Origin of the sequence: Variovorax palleresanus (assembly GCF_051144945.1) — a bacterium.
Taxonomy (GTDB): domain Bacteria; phylum Pseudomonadota; class Gammaproteobacteria; order Burkholderiales; family Burkholderiaceae_C; genus Variovorax; species Variovorax paradoxus_S.
On record NZ_JBJNVP010000002.1, the window covers coordinates 634578 to 652231 of the forward strand.

The 17654-nt window shown below is 63.6% G+C and carries 13 protein-coding genes; all 13 read right to left on the reverse strand.

The features are described 5' to 3' along the window. Positions 1 to 5 precede the first annotated feature (5 nt). The 13 genes from ACJ7Z0_RS06745 to ACJ7Z0_RS06805 all read right to left on the reverse strand — a co-directional run bounded on the left by ACJ7Z0_RS06745 (position 6) and on the right by ACJ7Z0_RS06805 (position 17611). Positions 6 to 1232: an ROK family transcriptional regulator gene (locus ACJ7Z0_RS06745; RefSeq protein WP_431130256.1), complete on the reverse strand. Its 1227-nt coding sequence runs from the start codon at positions 1230 to 1232 to the stop codon at positions 6 to 8. Next, complete coding sequence (locus ACJ7Z0_RS06750) at positions 1225 to 2022, reverse strand: ATP-binding cassette domain-containing protein (RefSeq protein WP_431130253.1); 798 nt, start codon at positions 2020 to 2022, stop codon at positions 1225 to 1227. The genes ACJ7Z0_RS06745 and ACJ7Z0_RS06750 overlap by 8 nt, the downstream gene beginning before the upstream one ends. Continuing rightward, a complete protein-coding gene (locus tag ACJ7Z0_RS06755) occupies positions 2022 to 2981 on the reverse strand; it encodes an ABC transporter permease (RefSeq protein ID WP_434789217.1) in 960 nt (319 codons plus the stop codon). Before ACJ7Z0_RS06755 ends, ACJ7Z0_RS06750 begins: the two co-directional genes overlap by 1 nt. 20 nt (positions 2982 to 3001) lie before the next feature. Then, positions 3002 to 4006, reverse strand: a complete 1005-nt coding sequence (locus ACJ7Z0_RS06760; RefSeq protein WP_431130248.1) for a sugar ABC transporter substrate-binding protein — start codon at positions 4004 to 4006, stop codon at positions 3002 to 3004. 283 nt (positions 4007 to 4289) lie between these two features. Next, complete coding sequence (locus ACJ7Z0_RS06765; protein WP_434789218.1) at positions 4290 to 4709, reverse strand: hypothetical protein; 420 nt, start codon at positions 4707 to 4709, stop codon at positions 4290 to 4292. Between the two features lie 353 nt (positions 4710 to 5062). After that, positions 5063 to 5224 carry a hypothetical protein gene (locus ACJ7Z0_RS06770; protein WP_434789219.1) on the reverse strand — a complete coding sequence of 54 codons (162 nt, stop codon included), beginning with the start codon at positions 5222 to 5224 and terminating at the stop codon, positions 5063 to 5065. Positions 5225 to 5580: 356 nt separating this feature from the next. Then, a complete protein-coding gene (locus tag ACJ7Z0_RS06775) occupies positions 5581 to 6261 on the reverse strand; it encodes a hypothetical protein (protein WP_431130240.1) in 681 nt (226 codons plus the stop codon). Further along, the gene (locus tag ACJ7Z0_RS06780) at positions 6258 to 10961 is read right to left on the reverse strand and encodes an RHS repeat-associated core domain-containing protein (RefSeq protein ID WP_434789220.1); all 4704 of its coding nucleotides are present in this window, start codon (positions 10959 to 10961) and stop codon (positions 6258 to 6260) included. Before ACJ7Z0_RS06780 ends, ACJ7Z0_RS06775 begins: the two co-directional genes overlap by 4 nt. Positions 10962 to 10977: 16 nt before the next feature. Next, positions 10978 to 11472: a pentapeptide repeat-containing protein gene (locus ACJ7Z0_RS06785; RefSeq protein WP_434789221.1), complete on the reverse strand. Its 495-nt coding sequence runs from the start codon at positions 11470 to 11472 to the stop codon at positions 10978 to 10980. Further along, positions 11469 to 11855, reverse strand: a complete 387-nt coding sequence (locus ACJ7Z0_RS06790; protein ID WP_431130232.1) for an SEL1-like repeat protein — start codon at positions 11853 to 11855, stop codon at positions 11469 to 11471. Before ACJ7Z0_RS06790 ends, ACJ7Z0_RS06785 begins: the two co-directional genes overlap by 4 nt. 27 nt (positions 11856 to 11882) lie before the next feature. After that, a complete protein-coding gene (locus ACJ7Z0_RS06795; protein WP_434789222.1) occupies positions 11883 to 12443 on the reverse strand; it encodes a hypothetical protein in 561 nt (186 codons plus the stop codon). A gap of 36 nt (positions 12444 to 12479) precedes the next feature. Beyond that, on the reverse strand, positions 12480 to 12950 hold the full coding sequence (locus tag ACJ7Z0_RS06800) for an SEL1-like repeat protein (protein WP_434789223.1): 471 nt from the start codon (positions 12948 to 12950) through the stop codon (positions 12480 to 12482). Further along, a complete protein-coding gene (locus tag ACJ7Z0_RS06805) occupies positions 12947 to 17611 on the reverse strand; it encodes a DUF8616 domain-containing protein (protein ID WP_434789224.1) in 4665 nt (1554 codons plus the stop codon). Before ACJ7Z0_RS06805 ends, ACJ7Z0_RS06800 begins: the two co-directional genes overlap by 4 nt. Between the last annotated feature and the right edge of the window lie 43 nt (positions 17612 to 17654).

Consider the following 17654-nt stretch of genomic DNA (forward strand, 5'->3'; position numbering starts at 1 on the left):
GCGGCTCAGGCCGCCTTCAGGAACACGTCGTGGTCGGGCGCGAAGTTGGCGTGCAGCGGCAGCATCGCGCCGCCCAGCGCGCAGGCCTGCGCACCCGCCCTTCCCCCGTGCAGGCGCGGCTGCCAGATGCCTTCCCAGTTGCACCGGCCCAGAGCCGCGCGTGTCTGCTCCAGCAGGGCCTCCAGCAGCGAACGAGACATGGACCCGTCCATCACCACGTCGCCCAGGTCGAGCACCGCCGTGCCGCTTGCAATGGCGTAGGCCAGCGCAACCGAAGCCGACGCAAGCCATGCCTGCGTGGCCGCCGCATAAGGCGCCTCCAACGCGCGGTCGTCGTAGGCGGCGGTGGCATCGAGGCCTTCGCTGCGCAGGCGTTGCTCCAGCTCCCAGAGCGAGGCTTCGGCAATCAGCTGTTGTGCTGGCGCACCGCCTGCTGCTGCGGACTGCATGGGCAGCGAGGCCAATGCGCCCGCGTTGCCGTGCGCGCCGGTATGCAGGTGCGAGTCGATCACGAGCCCGCCGCCCACGAAGGTGTCGACGAACACATACAGAAAACTCTTGAGGTCGTGGCCCCGGCCCGTGACCAGTTCGGCCACGCAGGCCGCCACGGTGTCGCGCGCATAACCCACCGGCACGTCGGTGCGAGCCCGCACCTCGGCGGCCAGGTCCATCTGGTTCCACACGTCGGACTGCGCCTTCGACAGCCCGAGCGTGCGGTGCCAGCCGCCCAGCTGGAAGGGCGCGGCCAGCCCCGCCCCCACGGTGCGCACCGCGAGCGGACCCAGCCCGTCGCGCAGCCGGTGGATGTGCTGTGCAATGGCGGGCAGCAGTTGCTCCGCATCGGGAAACTCGTAGCTGATGGCATGGCGCTCGCGCACCTGCGCGGCAAAGTCGATGAGCAGCCATTCGGCACCGCGCCGCCCGACCTTGATGCCGATGGCAAAGGCCCCGTCGGGGTTGAGCGCCAGCGGCACCGAAGGCTGCCCGATGCGGCCGCGCACGCGGCCCTGCTTGACGATGAGCTGGTCTTCCTCCAGCCGCGCGGTGATGAGCCCGATGGTCTGCGCGCTCAGCCCGGTGAGCCGCGCGAGGTCGGCCTTGGGCAGGCTGGTGTGAACGCGCAGGGCCTGCAGCACCACGCGTTCGTTGAACTGGCGCATGCCGACCTGGTTGGAGCCGCGCGGGCGCAACAGGTCAGGTGGGCGCGCAGCAACAGCTTCTGCATCAGGCATGGGCCTCCGCGGGCAGCTGGTCGGCAGTCATGGCGCCGGTCATCACGGCCACCGTGTCGCTCATGCTGATCTTCTTCGGGTTGAGCACGGCCGCGCGCTTGCCGAGCCGCGCCACGTGGATGCGGTCGGCCACCTCGAACACATGCGGCATGTTGTGGCTGATGAGCACCACCGGCAGGCCGCGATCGCGCACGCGGCGGATCAGCTCGAGCACCATGTTGCCTTCCTTCACGCCAAGCGCGGCGGTCGGCTCGTCCATGATGACCACGTGCCGCGCGAAGGCTGCGCTGCGCGCCACGGCCACGCACTGGCGCTGGCCGCCGGAGAGCGTTTCGACCGCCTGCGTCATCGACTGGATGCCGACCTTCAGGTCCGCCATGCGCGCGCTGCTCTCCTGCAGCATCTTCTTCTTGTCGAGCATGCGCAGCACGTTGCCCATGAAGCCCGGGCGACGCAGCTCGCGGCCGAGAAAGAGGTTCTCGTAGATGGTCATGGCCGGTGCCACGGCCAGGTCTTGATAGACCGTCTCGATGCCCGCGCGGCGCGCGTCGAGCGGGTTGCGAAAGTGCACCGGTGCGCCGTCGAGCAGGATCTCGCCCTCGTCGGGCACGACCGCGCCCGACAACGCCTTGATGAGCGACGACTTGCCAGCGCCGTTGTCGCCGATCACCGCGAGGATTTCTCCTTCGCGCAATTCGAAGTCGACCCCGTCGAGCGCCGTGACGTGGCCATAGCGCTTCACCAGGCCCTTGGCCTGCATGATGATTTTCGGATTTGCCACGGTGTTCATCAGCGGGCTCCCCGGCGCGACAGTTGATCGGCCGCCACCGCAAGAATCACCAGCACGCCCGTCACCAGCACCTGGTAAATGGACGACACGCCCATCAGCGTGAGCCCGTTGCGGAACACGCCGACGATCAGCACGCCGATGAGCGAACCCAGCACCACGCCGCGGCCGCCGAACAGGCTGGTGCCGCCCAGCACCACGGCCGTGATGGCGTCGAGGTTTTCGGTCTGTCCCGCGTTCGGGTCGCCCACGCCGGTGCGCGCCACCGACAGCAGCGAGGCAATGCCGTAGAGCACGCCCGCGGCCACGTACGCGCCCAGCAGCACGCGCTGGGTGGGAATGCCGACCAGGCGCGTGGCCTCGGCGTTGTTGCCCACCGCATAGATGTGCCGGCCCGCGGCCGTTTCGCGCAGCACGAACCATGCGAGCGCATAGAGCACCAGCATCAGCACCGCGCCCCAGGTCACTTCGGCGCTGCCGATGGTGAAAGTGGTGCCCAGCCCCGTGAGGCCGGCGGGCAGATCGGTGATGGTCTGCGAGGACGAATACAGCTGCGTGATCGCGAACGCGATGTTCAGCGTGCCCAGCGTCACGATGAACGGCGGCAGCTTGATGCGCGTGACCAGCAAGCCGTTGAGCAGGCCGAACAACGTCGTCACGCCGATGCCGCACAAGATGGCCACCGGCACCGGCAGCCCGAGTTCGGTGGCGAACTTGGTCATGATGATGCTGCCCAACGCCATCACCATGCCGCACGACAAGTCGATGCCCGCCGTGAGGATGATCAGCGTCTGGCCGATGGCGATGACGCCAACCACCATCACCTGCTGCATGATCAGCGAGAGGTTGCCGCCCGTCAGAAAGCGGTCGGACTGGGTCGCAAAGAAAATGCATGCGCCAAGCAGGGCCAGCCACGGCCCCAGGGCGCCCCACGGGATGTGGTGCGTTGGAGATTTCGCCATCAAGGTGCTCCGGGCCTTGATTACTTCTTGCCCCAGCACAGCTCGGCGCCCGTCTTGGTGTCCTTGCTGTCGACGCCCGCCACGCTCTTGCCGGCGATGAGCGTCACGCCCGTGTCGACGTAGCCCGAGGCCTTCTTGCCCGTTTTGGCATATTCCACGCCCGCCGCCACGCCCATGGCCGCCATCTTGAGCGGGTACTGCTGCGAGGTGGCTGCAATCACGCCGGCGTTGGTGTCCTTGATGCCCTGGCAGCCGCCGTCCACGGAAACGATCATCACGCCCTTCTCCTTGCCCGCGCGCTTCAGCGCGTTGTAGGCACCGGCCGCGGCGGGCTCGTTGATGGTGTAGACCAGGTTCACGTCGGGCGCCTTCTGCAGGCAGTTCTCCATCGCCGTCTGCGCCTTGGCCTGGTCGCCGAAGCTGTCGGCCATGCAGACGATTTCAGGCGACTTCGACAGCTCGTTCGACTTGGCGTCGTTGGCTGGCAGGCCGAAGCCCTTCATGAAGCCGTTGTGCCGCTGCGCGCCCACCGGGTGCCCCGGCAGCAGGTCGAGCGCGACGATCTTCGCCGGCTTGCCCGCCATCGCGGCCTTGGCGTATTCGCCGATCAGCACGCCGGCCGTGTAGTTGTTGGTGGCGAAGAGCGCATCGGTCGCATCCGGCGGATCGGCCGGGCTGTCGAGCGCGATCACCATCACGCCCTTGTCGCGCGCCTTCTTGATCGCCGGCACGATGGCCTTGGCGTCGCTCGGCGTGATGAGGATGGTCTTGGCACCCGCGGCAATCATATTTTCCATGGCCGTGATCTGGCCCGCGTTGTCGCCGTCGGCCTTGCCCGAGCCTGAAAGCAGCTTGGCGCCGAGCTTCTTGGCCTCTTCCTGCGCGCCCTCCTTCATCTTCACGAAGAAGGGGTTGGTTTCAGTCTTGGTAACGAGGCCGATGACCGGCTGGTCGGCGGCAAAGGCGGCCGACGATGCAGCCAGGGACATGGCCGCCAGGGCCAGGATGGAGCGGGAGCTGAGCATGTGTGTGTCTCCGTGGGCAGACGGCGTGCGCCTGCGGTCTTGGGATCCGGTAGCGGGTCCGACGAAGGACGCGGCATCCGGGCGCAGGGAGACTATCGGACAGGAGAGGGACTAAATCAAGTGGATTTAGTTATCGGAAACCCGGAGGCTGAAGCGCCGGACGCTCGCAAGACGCGCCTCGATGGCGAGTCGAACATCATCTTTGAAGCTATCCCTGTCTGCTCATCCACTTGGCGCGAGCCATGCCCGCCTTGTCTTAATTTGCGACGCCTTCTGGTGAAACTTAATTGATCCCATTGGAGGAAATCACCAGCTCATTTGAAGAGAATTTGACAAAAAACACCTGCGTATCGCATTTTCGGTTTTTTCGGGAAAATCCGTAGAACTCCGAAGGACTAAAATCCCCAATTTTGATGAATTTTTCCAACAGAAATTCTGCATACTCGAAAGCCTCATCACTCATGCCGAGCGCCAGACGCCCGTCGCTCATTTCGAGCCTTTCCTTATCTTCTTTTTTTATTTCAATCCGAGCGGCGACAATTGTGCGCCTGGAATATTGGAAGCAATCGATAATTATCGACTCGCCTTCGCCTTCGCCTTTGGAAATATCCGCAATTGCCGACAAGAATTTGGCCGCACCCTTGGCATCAAACCTGATTGTTAACTCATTCTTGCTGAGTGGTCCGAAATTAAAAACTATCATGGACACCCCAGTGGCACATGCACATTCTTCATTGCCAAAAAATTCCCCGGTGGCGTTCCGTTATTCATTTTCGGCGACAAGAACTCAAACTGGACATGGGATGTATTTGAAACATTCGGCGATCCCATGCCATGTCCTCCAGCATAGTCGCCAGGTCCGACTTTAAATTGCCGAGTGCCATCGATGCTGCGCCACTTCCCTTCTCCAACCTTCACAAACTGGTCCCCGAGAAATTTATTCCTGGCGGCACCAATTGCAGATGGACATATTCTTCTGCGCCACTCCGACGGTTGCCGGGTCGAGGTTTTACTTGAGCTGTCCTTGCCTGATACAACGGTGAAGATCTAAGAAACTCACTTTTGCTCATCTCTTAATTTTTCGGCTCCGCGGGGAAACGACTTCAAAATAAACAGCAACGCAGTCTCAACATCTGGCAATTCCGCTCGTACATACGCGTCGTAGAGGCCGACTGCATCTTCATATTTTTCCAGATTCTCATCGAATCCGATACTCACTGCTTCACCTAGCAGCTTGACGAAACACTCCCAATGGACAACTTCGCTTCGCGAAAGTATTCACCATTGATCCAGAAGATCTTTTTGGCTCGGATTATTGATCCAAGCCTTGAAAGAATGGCTGCATCGCTCATTTTTTCCTCGCCAAAGGCCATTTGGAGGGACGATCGAATCACGCGAGCACGTCGCCGTCCCATCCGAACGCGACGAGATTGCCGCGCTCGTCATGGCGATAGGTGGTGCCTGCGCATTCCTTCAGCGCTGGCTCAAGCCGTTTCCCTGCTCCCTGGCCACTTCGCGGTGCAGATCGTCTCGCTCGAAGCCGAAAGGCCCTCGTCATCGAGGCGCAAACAGACTCAATGAGCTTGCAGAGCTCGTTCGATCAATCGGCTATTTGCCAGCCGATCTCCGTACGCACGCACGGACTCGAGTACTGCATCGGCGGACTCATGTGTGCGTGCAGCCTTGGCGTCATCAATCAAGCCTGCAACAGATCGTCCAATGAAAACCACACTTCTCGCGCCACGGTGGTCCTCCATGAACACCCCCACGGAACGGCAGTGAGCGATCAAGCGCTTCAAGCATTCCGCAAAACTCCCAAGCTGAACTGCGTCCTCCACTACCGAGTTGACATCCTCACCCCCGATGAGAAGGAACCCGGCAGTTGAGTTGTAAACAGCTCTCAGATAGTTTTTCCAATCATCGTTTGAAACAGCAGGAGCACCATCCAAAAAGAAGCTTTCCGAAGTCCCGATCAGTTTTCTTCGAAAAGTTCTGTGTCGATTCATTTCCAGTAACTTTGCTCGGCCAAACGCACCTTGAAACTCGCTAAGTTTGGGATTTACCGCACCCGGCAGGATCTCCGTCAACAAGAAGGCGGTGATTGCGCCTGCAAGCGGCAGCTCTTCGAGCGTCAACCTGTACATCTCCATTGCTGATTGAAACCGAAGCCAAACAGCATCGACTTCACAATCGACCGCTGTCACTTCGCGAAAAATTTTTCCGCCTGCGTCATCAAATATCGAAAAGTTGCTCATCGTCCGTACTTGTTAGTAGGGCGCACGCGCCCTCGTTCATAGGAGATGTGCTCGCCATCGGGGCCATGGTAGTGAGGGAGCTCGTAAGTTGGGCAAGGCGTCTGCTTTGTCGGTGGAAACTGATGGCCTTGGGGATGCACCTTGACCTCGCCGGTTTTTCTCGGCCCGCCTGTTTTGCGGCCGCCTTCGCGAATTTCTTCCACGTGCATTTTTGCACCTGAGCCGTCTACCCCGTCGGGGCTCAACACAGTGGAGTAGCTTCTTGAAGTCGGGATATTCTGGGCCCTCATCGCAGCACGTCGAGCGGCCCTCGCAGTCGGCAAAGTGACATCGCCTTGGGTCTGCTGTCGTCGTTGCATGCCCACCGGACACAGCCCCAAAGGGTCAACCCATTCAACCGCGCTGGGCGCATACACGTGAGCGTTTTCCCCACCCGACAGCCCAATCGGATCTTTGGACACAAAGCGTCCAGCGATTGGATCGTAGTACCGATGTCGGTTGTAGTGCAGCCCCGTTTCCTCGTCAAAGTACTGCCCCTGGAACCGAATCGGATTCCTGAACCCCGCCCTTCTCCCCGCCTCGCTGATGGCCTCCCGCGCCTCGCCCCACGCCTTGTACTGCGCTGACCACGCAATGCTCCCCTCATGGTCCGTCAACTCCTGCGGCGTGCCCAGGTGGTCGCATTGATAGAACGCAATCTCCTTCCTGTCGAAGGCGCTCGGCACGCTTCGCTGTTCGCCATTCCACAGCGGATCCTGCTCGATGTCATAGGCACCGCCGTTCGCCTCCATCAGCGCCTTCACGTCGGTCGTCTTGCTCAGCGCCATTGCGCGCGGCTGCCTGATCTGCACCAGCGGCACGAAGGAGCCGCGCTCGTGGATGTAGTGCACGCTCCAACCCTGCCCTTGCTGCTCGTTCTGCGCGGCAGTGCTTTGGGTGCTCTCGAACGCAAGCACGTCGCCGTCCCATCCGAACGAGGTGGTCGCATCGCCTGAACGCTTGGCGATGCGGCGGCCCAGGGGGTCGTAGCTGAAGGTGGTGGTAACGCCGTCACGATCGGTGGCCGCCGTCATGCGGTTGAAAGCGTCCCACGCGAAGACCGTCTTGCGACCGTTCTTCACACGCTCGATGAGATTGCCTCGCTCGTCGTAGCGATAGCTGGTGCCGGCGTATTCCTTCAGCAGGTTGTCGAGCAGCTTGTTCGCGGTGCGCTGCAGGGGGCCTTCAGTCTGAGCGGGGTCGACGATGTTGCCCGCGGGGTCGAAGGCGAACGTCTCGCGGCCCAGGCGACTGTTGGCTTCGAGCAGGCGGCCGACGGGGTCGTAGCGGTAGTCCAGCCGGCCGCGGCGGCTGTCGCCGATGGCGGTGAGTTGGCCGGCCTTGTCGTAGGTGTAGCGGCGGCTGAGCTCCAGCGCATCGACAGGGCCGCGCCCGGTTTGCGAGATGCGTTGCTCCAGCAGGCGGCCGGCGGGGTCGTACTTCTGGCGTTGGCTCAGGCCGTTGCCCTGCTCCCTGGTCACTTCTCGGTGCAGGTCGTCGCGCTCGAAGCCGAGGATGTCTTGCCCGTCGACAAGAAGGCCGTGCACGTGGCCAGAACCATAGGTGAGCCATTGGGTCACGTGGCCGTCAGGGCGAGTGGTGGCAATGCGCTCGTTGAGTTCGTCGTAGCGGTGCTGCCAGACCGCGGTGCGCGCACTCGCAAGGTAGTGGTGATGCTCGCGCGTCAGGTTGCCCGCCGGGTCATGGAACCACTGCAAGCGCGCATCGCGATTGGCGGCCTCCACCAGTCGGCCGTTGCGGTCGTATGCAAAGTGCTCCAACTGGCCTTCCCCGGCATTCCGCTCGACAAGACGGCCGAGCGCGTCGAACTGCAATTGGGTCGCGTGGCCGGCCTCGACCACTGTGGCCAGCGTACCAGTGGTTGCCTCGTGACGGTATTGCGTGGTCTTGAGGTCGAAGCCGGTTTCTTCCAGCAGGCGGCCCACAGGGTCGTAGCGGAAGTTGTAATGGCTGCCGTTCTCGTTCTGCAGCTCCGTGAGCCGGCCCAGCAAGTCCCAGTGGTATTTGAGTGAGCGGCCTGCCGCGTCGGTGCGGCTGGCAATGAGGCCTGCACGCGTGTAGCTGTAGCGCGTGCGCCGGCCGAGCGCGTCGGCGTGTGCGAGCAGGCGCCCTTCGGCATCGTGCGTGAAGTGCTCGCTGGTTTCGTCGGGCAGCACGATTTCTTCCAACTGCCCAGCGGCGTAGCGGTAGCTGGTGGTATTGCCGGCTGCATCCACGGCCTTGGTCACGCGGCTGCGCTCGTCGTACTCCCATCGGCTGGTCTTGGCGGAGCAATCGGTGTGGCTGAGCAATTGCCCAGACGGGGAATAAGCGAGCGCCTTCACGCCGCCCTTCGCGTCGGTAATGCGCACGGGCCGCCCGGCTTTGTCATAGGCGTACTCGGTCTTGTGGCCCAGCGGGTCGATCTCTTCCGTCAGGTGGCCCTGCGCGTCGTAGTCGCGCTTCCACACGCCGCCCTCGGCGTCGCGGATGCCCGTGAGCCGGTGCTGGTTGTCGTACTCGAAGTGCACCTGGCTGCCGTCCGCACGGGTGTGCGTCTGCAGGTTGCCGTCTTCGTCGTACGTGTAGTCGTCGGTGGTTCCGTCCGTATGCACGTGGCGCGTGACGTTCTTCGCGTCGTCGCGAAAGAACCATTCCTCCAGCTTGTCGGGATGGATGATTCGGTAGGTATAGCCCTGGATGTCGTAGTAGTGCCAGGTCTCGCCGCCCAGCGCATCGGTCACGTAGGTCAGGCGGATGTTCGAGTCCCACTCGAGCAAAAGCGCGAAGCTGCCGTCGTCGGACCATTCGCGCACGGCCTTGGCATCGGCACCGGTGCCGCTGTACTCCAGGTTCATGCCCCGGCCGGTGCGGTCGGTGTAGCGCGTGATCAGGTGGTGCGAGTAGCTGTAGCTCCAGCTGGCGCCGTCCTCGTCCTGTGCCGCGACCAGATCGCGTTCGGCAGCATCATGCGTGTAGGCGGCCAGCTGGCGAACGACTTGGCCGTCCTTCAGCTCCCACAGCGATTGGATGAGGCCCATCCGCGCATCGGGCTGCGTGCCGACATGCGCCATGACGACATCGCCCTGCTTGCTGACGATGTCGCTCAGCACCTGCTCGCCGGTGGAGGCGATCACATGGTCGTAACGCAGGCCGATCGACATGCCGTCCTTCGCTTGCTGCGCCACGAGACGGAAGTGCGGCTGCTTGCTGTCCACCAGCTCATAGAGTTCGCGCCACTCGCTTTGCTCTCCCGCAGGCAGCGGCTTGCCGAAGTCCAGCGCCAGCAAGGTCTCGCTGAGACGCGAGATCGTTACTTCCTCAATCGCATCGCGATACGCCTGCCCAACCGCCAAAGCCGGATACGCATGGCTGCGCCCGTCAGCCGCGTGATAGACGAGGCTCGCACGTCCCTGACGGGCGCCGCGCGAGGGCGTCGCGATGTCCACCCGCATGCTGTAGGGCGTGATCCATCGGGCACCCAGGCTGCCTCGGTCGAAGGCATCGAGATCGCTGGCGTAGGTGCGCGCCCATTCGATCGGCAGCGGCGCGGCAAGCACAAAATCGGTGTGCGTGAAGCTCTCGTTGCCGGTCGCGAGGCTGATCGAAGAGCCCTTGCGCGCTGGGGCCGGGCAGTTCTTGCAACCTGCCGCAGGTCCTCGTACTTCCGCCTGCCTGCTGATGTGGCCGAGCGCCGCACCCGGCTTGGCCTTCTCGGCCTTGGCCCCCGCCTGCGGCGACACGATGGCCGAACCCTTGCCTTTCTTGCGCAGCAGCGCATCTCGCAGCTTGTTCAGCAACCACATGATGCTGGCCTGGGCCTCCCGGTCAGCCAGCTTCGATAACTGCCCGCGCAGCAGCCGCTTGAAGTCCAGCATCTGCGTGATGACGCCGTCGACCCGGCTCGCGACGCCCGCGGGCAGTTGGTTCGCCGCCGCCTTGGCCACGTAGTTCGCCGACTGCTTGGTGTAGCGCACCGCAGTGCCCCACATCCGGCTCCAGGTGCTTTGGGTCTTCGGGTCATGCACCTTCGTTTCCGCCGCCCCGGGCCTGGCCACGGTAAACAGGTCCTTCTGCCCCAGCACGCGCCGAAGGATGTCGACGAGGTTGTCGATGATCTTGTCGGCCAGGTCCGCGCAGCTCTTCAGGATGCCGTCGAGTTTGGCGATCGCGCCGTCGATGAACTTGTCGAGCTCCCCCACGATGGTGGCGTTCAGGTGCCCCACCAGCGTGGTCACGATGGCCTCGCCCAGATTCGAGGCGGCGCTCTTGAGCTGCTGCTTCACCAGGTGCAGCGTGGGCCGCAGGCTCATGCGCGCTGCCGCCATGGTCGGCGGCAGCGGGATCAGCCCGATCAGGTTGATGCCCAGACTCACCCAGGTCAGGAACGCTTCGACGCCGTCCTTGGTCTTCTTTTCGACAATGGTGATGATGTCCAGGAACACATCCACCAGCGCCATGATGTTGCCGACGATGGGAATGCTGCCGAGCACCATCGTGAGCCGCTCCAGCGTGACGTAGCCGCCGCTGAACGAGCGCAGCCAGTTGTCCACCGCCTTGCTCGCCGCCGCGATGTCTTCCTTGACGATGGTGTTGAGCGGCGCCACTGCCGTCTGCGGTTCGCGCTGCGCCGGCGCCTTGGTTCCTTCCGTCCCTGACATTTTTTTATGTTCCCTCTCAATTGATGTTCGCGCCCTGGAACTCCAGCTGCTCGAAGGTGCTGTTCGTGAAGTCCACGCTGCGCCCTTGCAGCCCCTGTGCGTGCACCACTGTGCCGCTGCAGTTCAGCACGCCGACGTCGTTCCACTGCCCGCGCGCAAAGCTGATGTCGTCCCAGCGGCACTGCGTGAAGGTGCTGGCGCCGATGCTGCCGCCGTCGAAGTTCGCGCGCGTGAAGCTGCAATTGACGAAGGTGCAGCCGGTGATCGAGATGCCGCCAAAGTCGCATTGCGTGAAGCTGCAGCCCGTGAACTGGCAAGCGCTCCAGCCCGCCTGCTTGAAGCTGGTAGCGGTGAAGCTGGTACCCGCGAAAGTCGAGCCGGCGAACTGCACCAGGCCCAGGTCGAGCCCCGCGTAGACGAAGCTGTCGGCTTGCCCGACGAGGCCGGCCGGCGCACCGCCCGCGCCTTTGCGCCACATGTCGTGGGCAAGGATGATCAACTGCGAGCTCATGTCAGCGGGCTCCACCCGGATACGACCTTCTCCGTCTCTATCTGCTTCAGCAGCCAGCCGGCTTCGTCATTGCCGTTTTTCTGGGCCTCCGCCGCCCAGTACGCGGCCTTTTCGAGGTCCGTGCCGTCCATGTACAGGTCGTAGGCGAGGTTGTGCTGCGCAACGCCATGGCCGCCCTTGGCCGCCATCGACAGCCAGTGCATCGACTGTTCGGCGTCGGAGAACGTGAAGGTGTAGTACAGCGAGAGGCGGAAGGCAGACTCGGTATTGCCGGCCTCGGCCTTTGCGATCAGCGCAAGGCGCTGCTCGTCGGTGAGCGCGAAGCTCTGAGCGCCCGAGATGGGAGAGAGAGACGAGATCGAAGCGGGGGCGTCGTTGTCCATGAAACTGTTCTCCGTTGTGTAAGGCGCTCAGCGGCTTGCCGCTTCGCGCAGGATCTCGCCAGTGGTCTTCGACGCGATGTAGAGAACCGAGCGGCCGAGACGGTTTGCATTGCCCAGGCCTTTCCTGCCCGGTTCCAGCTTCGCGACAAAAGCGATCCCGATGGTGTTCTCGCCGTTCTCGTCCTCGCCGTTCTCGCGCGTCCGCTCGCTGATCTGGATCTCGAAGTTCTTCAGGTCCTGCCCAGTTTGCGCAAAGCGCTCGCAGGCGCGGCTCAGCGCGATGGCGAGGGGTGGGTTGAGTTCCGGGTCCAAGATCGGCACGTCCCGGTTCAATCGATGTCCTGATAGATGCTCCACCCCGAAATGTCGGCACCGGACTCGTCCTCGAACTCCTCGCAAATCACCTCGATCGAGTTTCCGGACGGATCCACGATCCTCGCGATGTAGAAGGTTCTGATGGCCGGGAATCCTCAGCACGTCCATATCCGGGTCCGGCTCGTAGCCGAGCGCGTTCTCGTAGAACGCAGTCATCTTCTCGGGAATCCCCTTCTTTCGAAGCATGGGGACATGAATGGCGAATGGCCTCATTTCCGTACCTTCCTTGCGACCCGATGAGCTCCAAATTCATGGCCGAGGCTTACGGGCCGCCGCAGATCGGGCCGCCTCGATTTCCTTGAGCAGTTCGCCTGCATTCGAGTTGCCGTTCTTCAGTGATTCCGAGGCCCAGTGCGTGGCGCCCTCAAGATCCTGGTCCTTCATGTACAGCTGGTAGGCCAGGTTGTGTTGTGCCACGGCATGGCCGCCCTTGGCTGCGATGGACAGCCAGTGCCGCTGCTGTGCGTAGTCCTGACGCAGGAAGCCGTAGTACTGCGAAAGTCGGAAGGCTGATTCGGTGTCGCCGGCCTCCGCCTTTGCAGCGAATGCGGTGCGCTGCTCATCGGTGAGCGCAAAGCTCTGCGCGCCCGAGATGGGCGACGGCGAAGATGGGGATGCAGGGGTGTCGTTGTCCATGAATTTGTTCTCCGCGGCGTGTGAGATCGAAAGCGCGAGTGCCAGCAGGGTCGGCACTACGCGTGTGAGGTGAGGCTTCGTCATGGCTTGGGATTGAAGGTGTGCCATCGTCCGATGTCGCCCGTATCCATCGTCTTGTCCTCCTTCATGCCCGCTGGTTGAACCTTGCCGTTGGGCCAGATCCAGAGGAACTTGTCGGGCCCGCTGACCGGTGCGCCGAGTTCGTTGGCCACCTTCTGCGCGTAAGGGTCGGAACCGTTGCCGGTGTTGCAGGACATGAGCACGACGTGCTGGCCTTGGGTATACGAAGGGTGGGCCTTGATGCGGTCCGCCATTTGCTTGGGCGTGATCGGGTCGTGCAACGCGCCGACCATGACATCCGAATTGCCGTGGCCACCCACCGTGAAGGTGCCTTTCGGATTCGGGATGTTGTCGGCCGATTGCCGGATCCCCTCGTCGTGCGGAAACAGATTGAGATCGACCAGCCCCAGCGGATCGATGCCGCGCACCGGGTTGTTGCCCACGTACACATGCAGGTTGCGTCCACCCGCCAGTCCCAGCGGATCGCGCGACACGTAGCGGCCGCTTGTCGGGTCGTAGTAGCGGTAGCGGTTGTAGTGCAGCCCGGTTTCGGCATCGAAATACTGGCCCTGGAAGCGGATCGGGTTCGCAAGGCCCGCGCGCCGCCCTGCCTCGCTGATGGCTTCGCGCGCCTCGCCCCAGGCCTTGTACTGCGCGGACCACGCCACGCGGCCTTCATGGTCGGTGAGTTCGTGCGGCGTGCCGAGGTGATCGCACTGGTAGAAGGCGAGCTCGTCCGGCGTGAAGCCGTCGAGCTCGGGCTGCTGTTCGCCGTTCCAGAGCGGATCCTGCTCGATGTCGTAGGCGCCGCCGTTGGCGGCCATCAACGCTTTCACGTCGGTGGTTTCGCTCAGCACGATGGCCCGCGCCTGGCGCACCTGCACCAGCGGCACGAAGGAGTCGGGCTCGTGGATGTAGTGCACGCTCCAACCCCGGCCCTGCTGTTCCTGCGCGCCGGAAATGCTCTGCGTGCTCTCGAAGGCCAGCGTGTCGCCGTCCCATCCGAACAGCGTCATGGCATCGTGCGAGCGCTTGGCGATGCGCCGGCCCATCGGGTCGTAGCTGAAGGTGGTGCCGGTGCCGTCCTGGTTGGCGGCCGCGGTCATGCGGCCGAAGCCATCCCATGCAAAGGTGGTCTTGCGGCCGTTGCGCGTGCGCTCGACAAGGTTGCCGTGCTCGTCGTAGCGATAGCGGGTGCCGGCGTATTCCTTCAGCAGGTTGTCGAGCAACTTGTGCACCGTGGCCTGCTGCGTTGCCGGCTCGGCGTTCGCAGGGCTGACGATATTGCCGGCCGGGTCGAAGGCAAATACTTCGCGGCCGAGACGGCTGTTGGCTTCCACCAGACGGCCTACCGGGTCGTAGCGGTAACCGAGATTGCCGTACCGGCTGTCGCCGACGGCAATCAGCTGGCCGATCTTGTCGTAGCTGTAGCTGCGGCGCACTTGCAACGCCTCGATGGCGCTCGGACGGGTCTGCGCAATTTCCTGTTGGAGCAGCCGGCCACCGCTGTCGTAGCGCAACCGCTGGTGGAGGCCGTTGCGCTGTTCACGCAGGACTTCCCGATGAAGATCATCGCGCTCGAATCCGAGAATGTCTTCGCCGTCGAGCAGCAAGCCGTGCACATGGCCCGAGCCATAGGTCAGCCACTGGGTCGTGTGGCCATCGGGGCGGATGGTCGCGATGCGGCGGTTGAGCTCGTCGTAGCGGTGCTGCCAAACCGCGGTGCGCGCATTCGCGAGGTAGTGGTGATGCTCACGCGTGAGGTTGCCCGCCGGGTCATAGAACCATTGCAGGCGCGCGTCGCAGTTGACGGCTTCGACGATGCGGCCATTGCGGTCGAACGCGAAGCGCTCGGCCTGCTCACCGGCCGTGCGCTCGACAAGGCGCCCCATCGCATCGGATTGCAGTTGCATCACGCGCCCGCCCTCCTCTACGGCAACCAAACGGCCGGTGCTCTCTTCATGGCGGTAGTGGGTGGTCTTGCGATCGAAGCCAGTTTCTTCGAGCAGACGACCCACCGGGTCGTAGCGGAAGTTGTAGCGGCTGCCGTTCTCGTTCTGCAGTTCTGTCAGCCGGCCCAGCAGATCCCATTGGTAGCTGAGCGAATGGCCGGCCGCATCGATGCGGCCAGACACCAGGCCCGAGCGTGTGTAGCTGTAGCGCGCGCGGCGGCCGAGCGCGTCGACATGCGCGAGCAGGCGGCCTTCTGCATCGTGCACGAAGTGCTGCTGCGTGTCGTCGGGCCAGGTGATCTCTTCGAGCTGGCCCGGAGAGTTGCCGTCGCCGCGCTGCACGATGCCTTCACCTGAAGGGCTGTAACGGTAGCGCGTGGTCAGCCCCACAGCATCGATGGCCTTGATCATCCGGCCTCGGCTGTCGTATTCCCAGCGGCGGGTCTTGCCCGAGCAATCGGTGAAGCTCGCAAGGCGGCTGCCAGGCGTGTAGCTCAACAGCTTCGTGCCACCCTTGGCATCGGTCACGCGCACCGGCCGCCCCGCCTTGTCATAGGCGTACCCGGTCTTGTGGCCCAGCGGGTCGATCTCTTCGGTGAGGTGGCCTTGCGCGTCGTAGTCGCGCTTCCACACGCCGCCCTCGGCATCGCGGATTCCCGTGAGCCGCTGCTGGCCGTCGTACTCGTAATGGATGCGGCTGCCATCCGCGCGCGTGTGCGCCTGCAGGTTGCCGTGTTCGTCGTACGTGTAGTCGTCGGTGGTTCCGTCCGTATGCACATGGCGCGTGACGTTCTTCGCGTCGTCGCGGAAGAACCACTCCTCCAGCTTGTCCGGATGGATGATCCGGTAGGTGTAGCCCTGGATATCGTAGTAGTACCAGGTCTCGCCGCCCAGCGCATCGGTCACGTAGGTCAGGCGGATGTTTTCGTCCCACTCGAGCTTCAGCGCAAAGCTGCCGTCGTCGGACCATTCGCGCACGGCCTTGGCATCGGCACCGGTGCCGTTGTACTCGAGGTTCATGCCCCGGCCGGTGCGATCTGTGTAGCGAGTGATCAGGTGGTGCGAGTAGCTGTAGCTCCAGCTGGCACCGTCCTCGTCCTGCGCCGCGACGAGGTCGCGCTCCCCATCGTGCGTGTAGGCGGCCAGCTGGCGAACGACCTGGCCGTCCTTCAGCTCCCACAGCGACCGGATCAGGCCGGTCTTCGCATCAGGCTGCGTTCCCACGTGCGCCATCACGACATCGCCCTGCTTGCTGATGATGTCGCTCAGCACGCGTTCGCCCGTCGACGCGATCGCATGGTCGTAACGCAGGCCGATTGACTTGCCGTCCTTCGCTTGCTGCGCCACGAGACGGAAGTGCGGCTGCTTGCTGTCCACGCGTTCGTATATTTCTTGCCACTCGCCTTGCTTGCCGAAGTCCAGTGTCAGCAAGGTCTCGCTGAGCTGGCTCAATGTCAGGTTCTCGATGGGATCGCGGTGCACCTGTCCCACGGCCAGCGCGGGATAAGTGTGGCTGCGCCCGTCGACCCCGCGGTAGACGAGCCCTCCCTGCGGTGCGATGTCGATGCGCGTGGTGTACGGCGTGATCCAACGCGCACCCAGCAGGCCGGGGTCGTATGCATCGAGCTGGCTGCGGTACACGCGCGACCACGTGATGGACAGCGGCGCGCTCAGAACGAAGTCGGTGTGCACGAAGCTCTCGCTGCCGGTCGCAAGGCTGATCGAGCCACCGACGGCCGCGCGCGCCGGCCGGTTGCGGCAGCCCGGATCGTTGCGGGCCGGCGCCTGCTTGTTGATGTGGCCGAGTTGCGCGCCCGGGCGGTCCTTGTCGGCCACCGCGCCTGCGCGCGGCGGCACGATGGCCGCGCGCTGCCCCTTCTTGCGCTTGATGGCCTCCAGCAGCTTGTGCAGCAGCCACATGATGCTGGCCTGCGCTTCCTTGTCGGCCAGCCGCACGAGTTGCCTGCGAAAGTTGCCCTTGAAATCGAGCATGCGCGCGATCACGCCGTTGACCTGTCCCGCCACGCTGGCCGGCAGCTGGTTGGCCGCCACCTTCGCCACGTAGTTGGCAGACTGCTTGGTGTAACGCACCGCGCTGCCCCACATGCGGTTCCAGGTGCTCTCGGCCTTCGGGTCGTGCACACGGGTTTCCGGTCGAGGCGGCGTACCGACGCTGAACATGTCCTTCTGCCCGAGCACGCGGCGCAGCACGTCGACCAGGTTGTCGATGATGCTGTCCGACAGCTTCGCGCAGCTCTTGAGCATGTCGTCGAGCAGCGAGATCGCCTTGTCGATGAACTTGTCCAGCTCGCCCACGATCGTGGCGTTCAGGTGCCCCACCAGCACCACGACGATGGTCTCGCCGAGGTTCGACGCCGCCGTCTTGAGCTGCTGCTTCACCAGGTGCAGCGTGGGCCGCAGGCTCATGCGCGCGGCCGCCATGGTCGGCGGCAGCGGGATGAGCCCGATCAGGTTGATGCCCAGGCTGACCCAAGTCAGGAACGCCGCAACGCCGTCCTTGGCCTTCTTCTCGACGATGTTGATGATGTCCAGGAACACATCCACCAGCGCCATGATGTTGCCGACGATGGGGATGCTGCCCAGCACCATCGTGAGCCGCTCCAGCGTGACATAGCCGCCACTGAAAGAGCGCAGCCAGTCGTCGACTGCCTTGCTCGCCGCCGCGATGTCGTCACCGACGATGGTGTTCAAGGGCGCGACCGCGGTTTGGGGTTCTCTCTGCGACGTTTGCTGT

Coding starts and splice junctions, on each gene's coding strand:
- ACJ7Z0_RS06745 (WP_431130256.1), bottom strand. CDS start 1,232: ATGCCTGATGCAGAAGCTGTTGCTGCGCGCCCACCTGACCTGTTGCGC.
- ACJ7Z0_RS06750 (WP_431130253.1), bottom strand. CDS start 2,022: ATGAACACCGTGGCAAATCCGAAAATCATCATGCAGGCCAAGGGCCTG.
- ACJ7Z0_RS06755 (WP_434789217.1), bottom strand. CDS start 2,981: ATGGCGAAATCTCCAACGCACCACATCCCGTGGGGCGCCCTGGGGCCG.
- ACJ7Z0_RS06760 (WP_431130248.1), bottom strand. CDS start 4,006: ATGCTCAGCTCCCGCTCCATCCTGGCCCTGGCGGCCATGTCCCTGGCT.
- ACJ7Z0_RS06765 (WP_434789218.1), bottom strand. CDS start 4,709: ATGATAGTTTTTAATTTCGGACCACTCAGCAAGAATGAGTTAACAATC.
- ACJ7Z0_RS06775 (WP_431130240.1), bottom strand. CDS start 6,261: ATGAGCAACTTTTCGATATTTGATGACGCAGGCGGAAAAATTTTTCGC.
- ACJ7Z0_RS06780 (WP_434789220.1), bottom strand. CDS start 10,961: ATGTCAGGGACGGAAGGAACCAAGGCGCCGGCGCAGCGCGAACCGCAG.
- ACJ7Z0_RS06785 (WP_434789221.1), bottom strand. CDS start 11,472: ATGAGCTCGCAGTTGATCATCCTTGCCCACGACATGTGGCGCAAAGGC.
- ACJ7Z0_RS06790 (WP_431130232.1), bottom strand. CDS start 11,855: ATGGACAACGACGCCCCCGCTTCGATCTCGTCTCTCTCTCCCATCTCG.
- ACJ7Z0_RS06795 (WP_434789222.1), bottom strand. CDS start 12,443: ATGAGGCCATTCGCCATTCATGTCCCCATGCTTCGAAAGAAGGGGATT.
- ACJ7Z0_RS06800 (WP_434789223.1), bottom strand. CDS start 12,950: ATGACGAAGCCTCACCTCACACGCGTAGTGCCGACCCTGCTGGCACTC.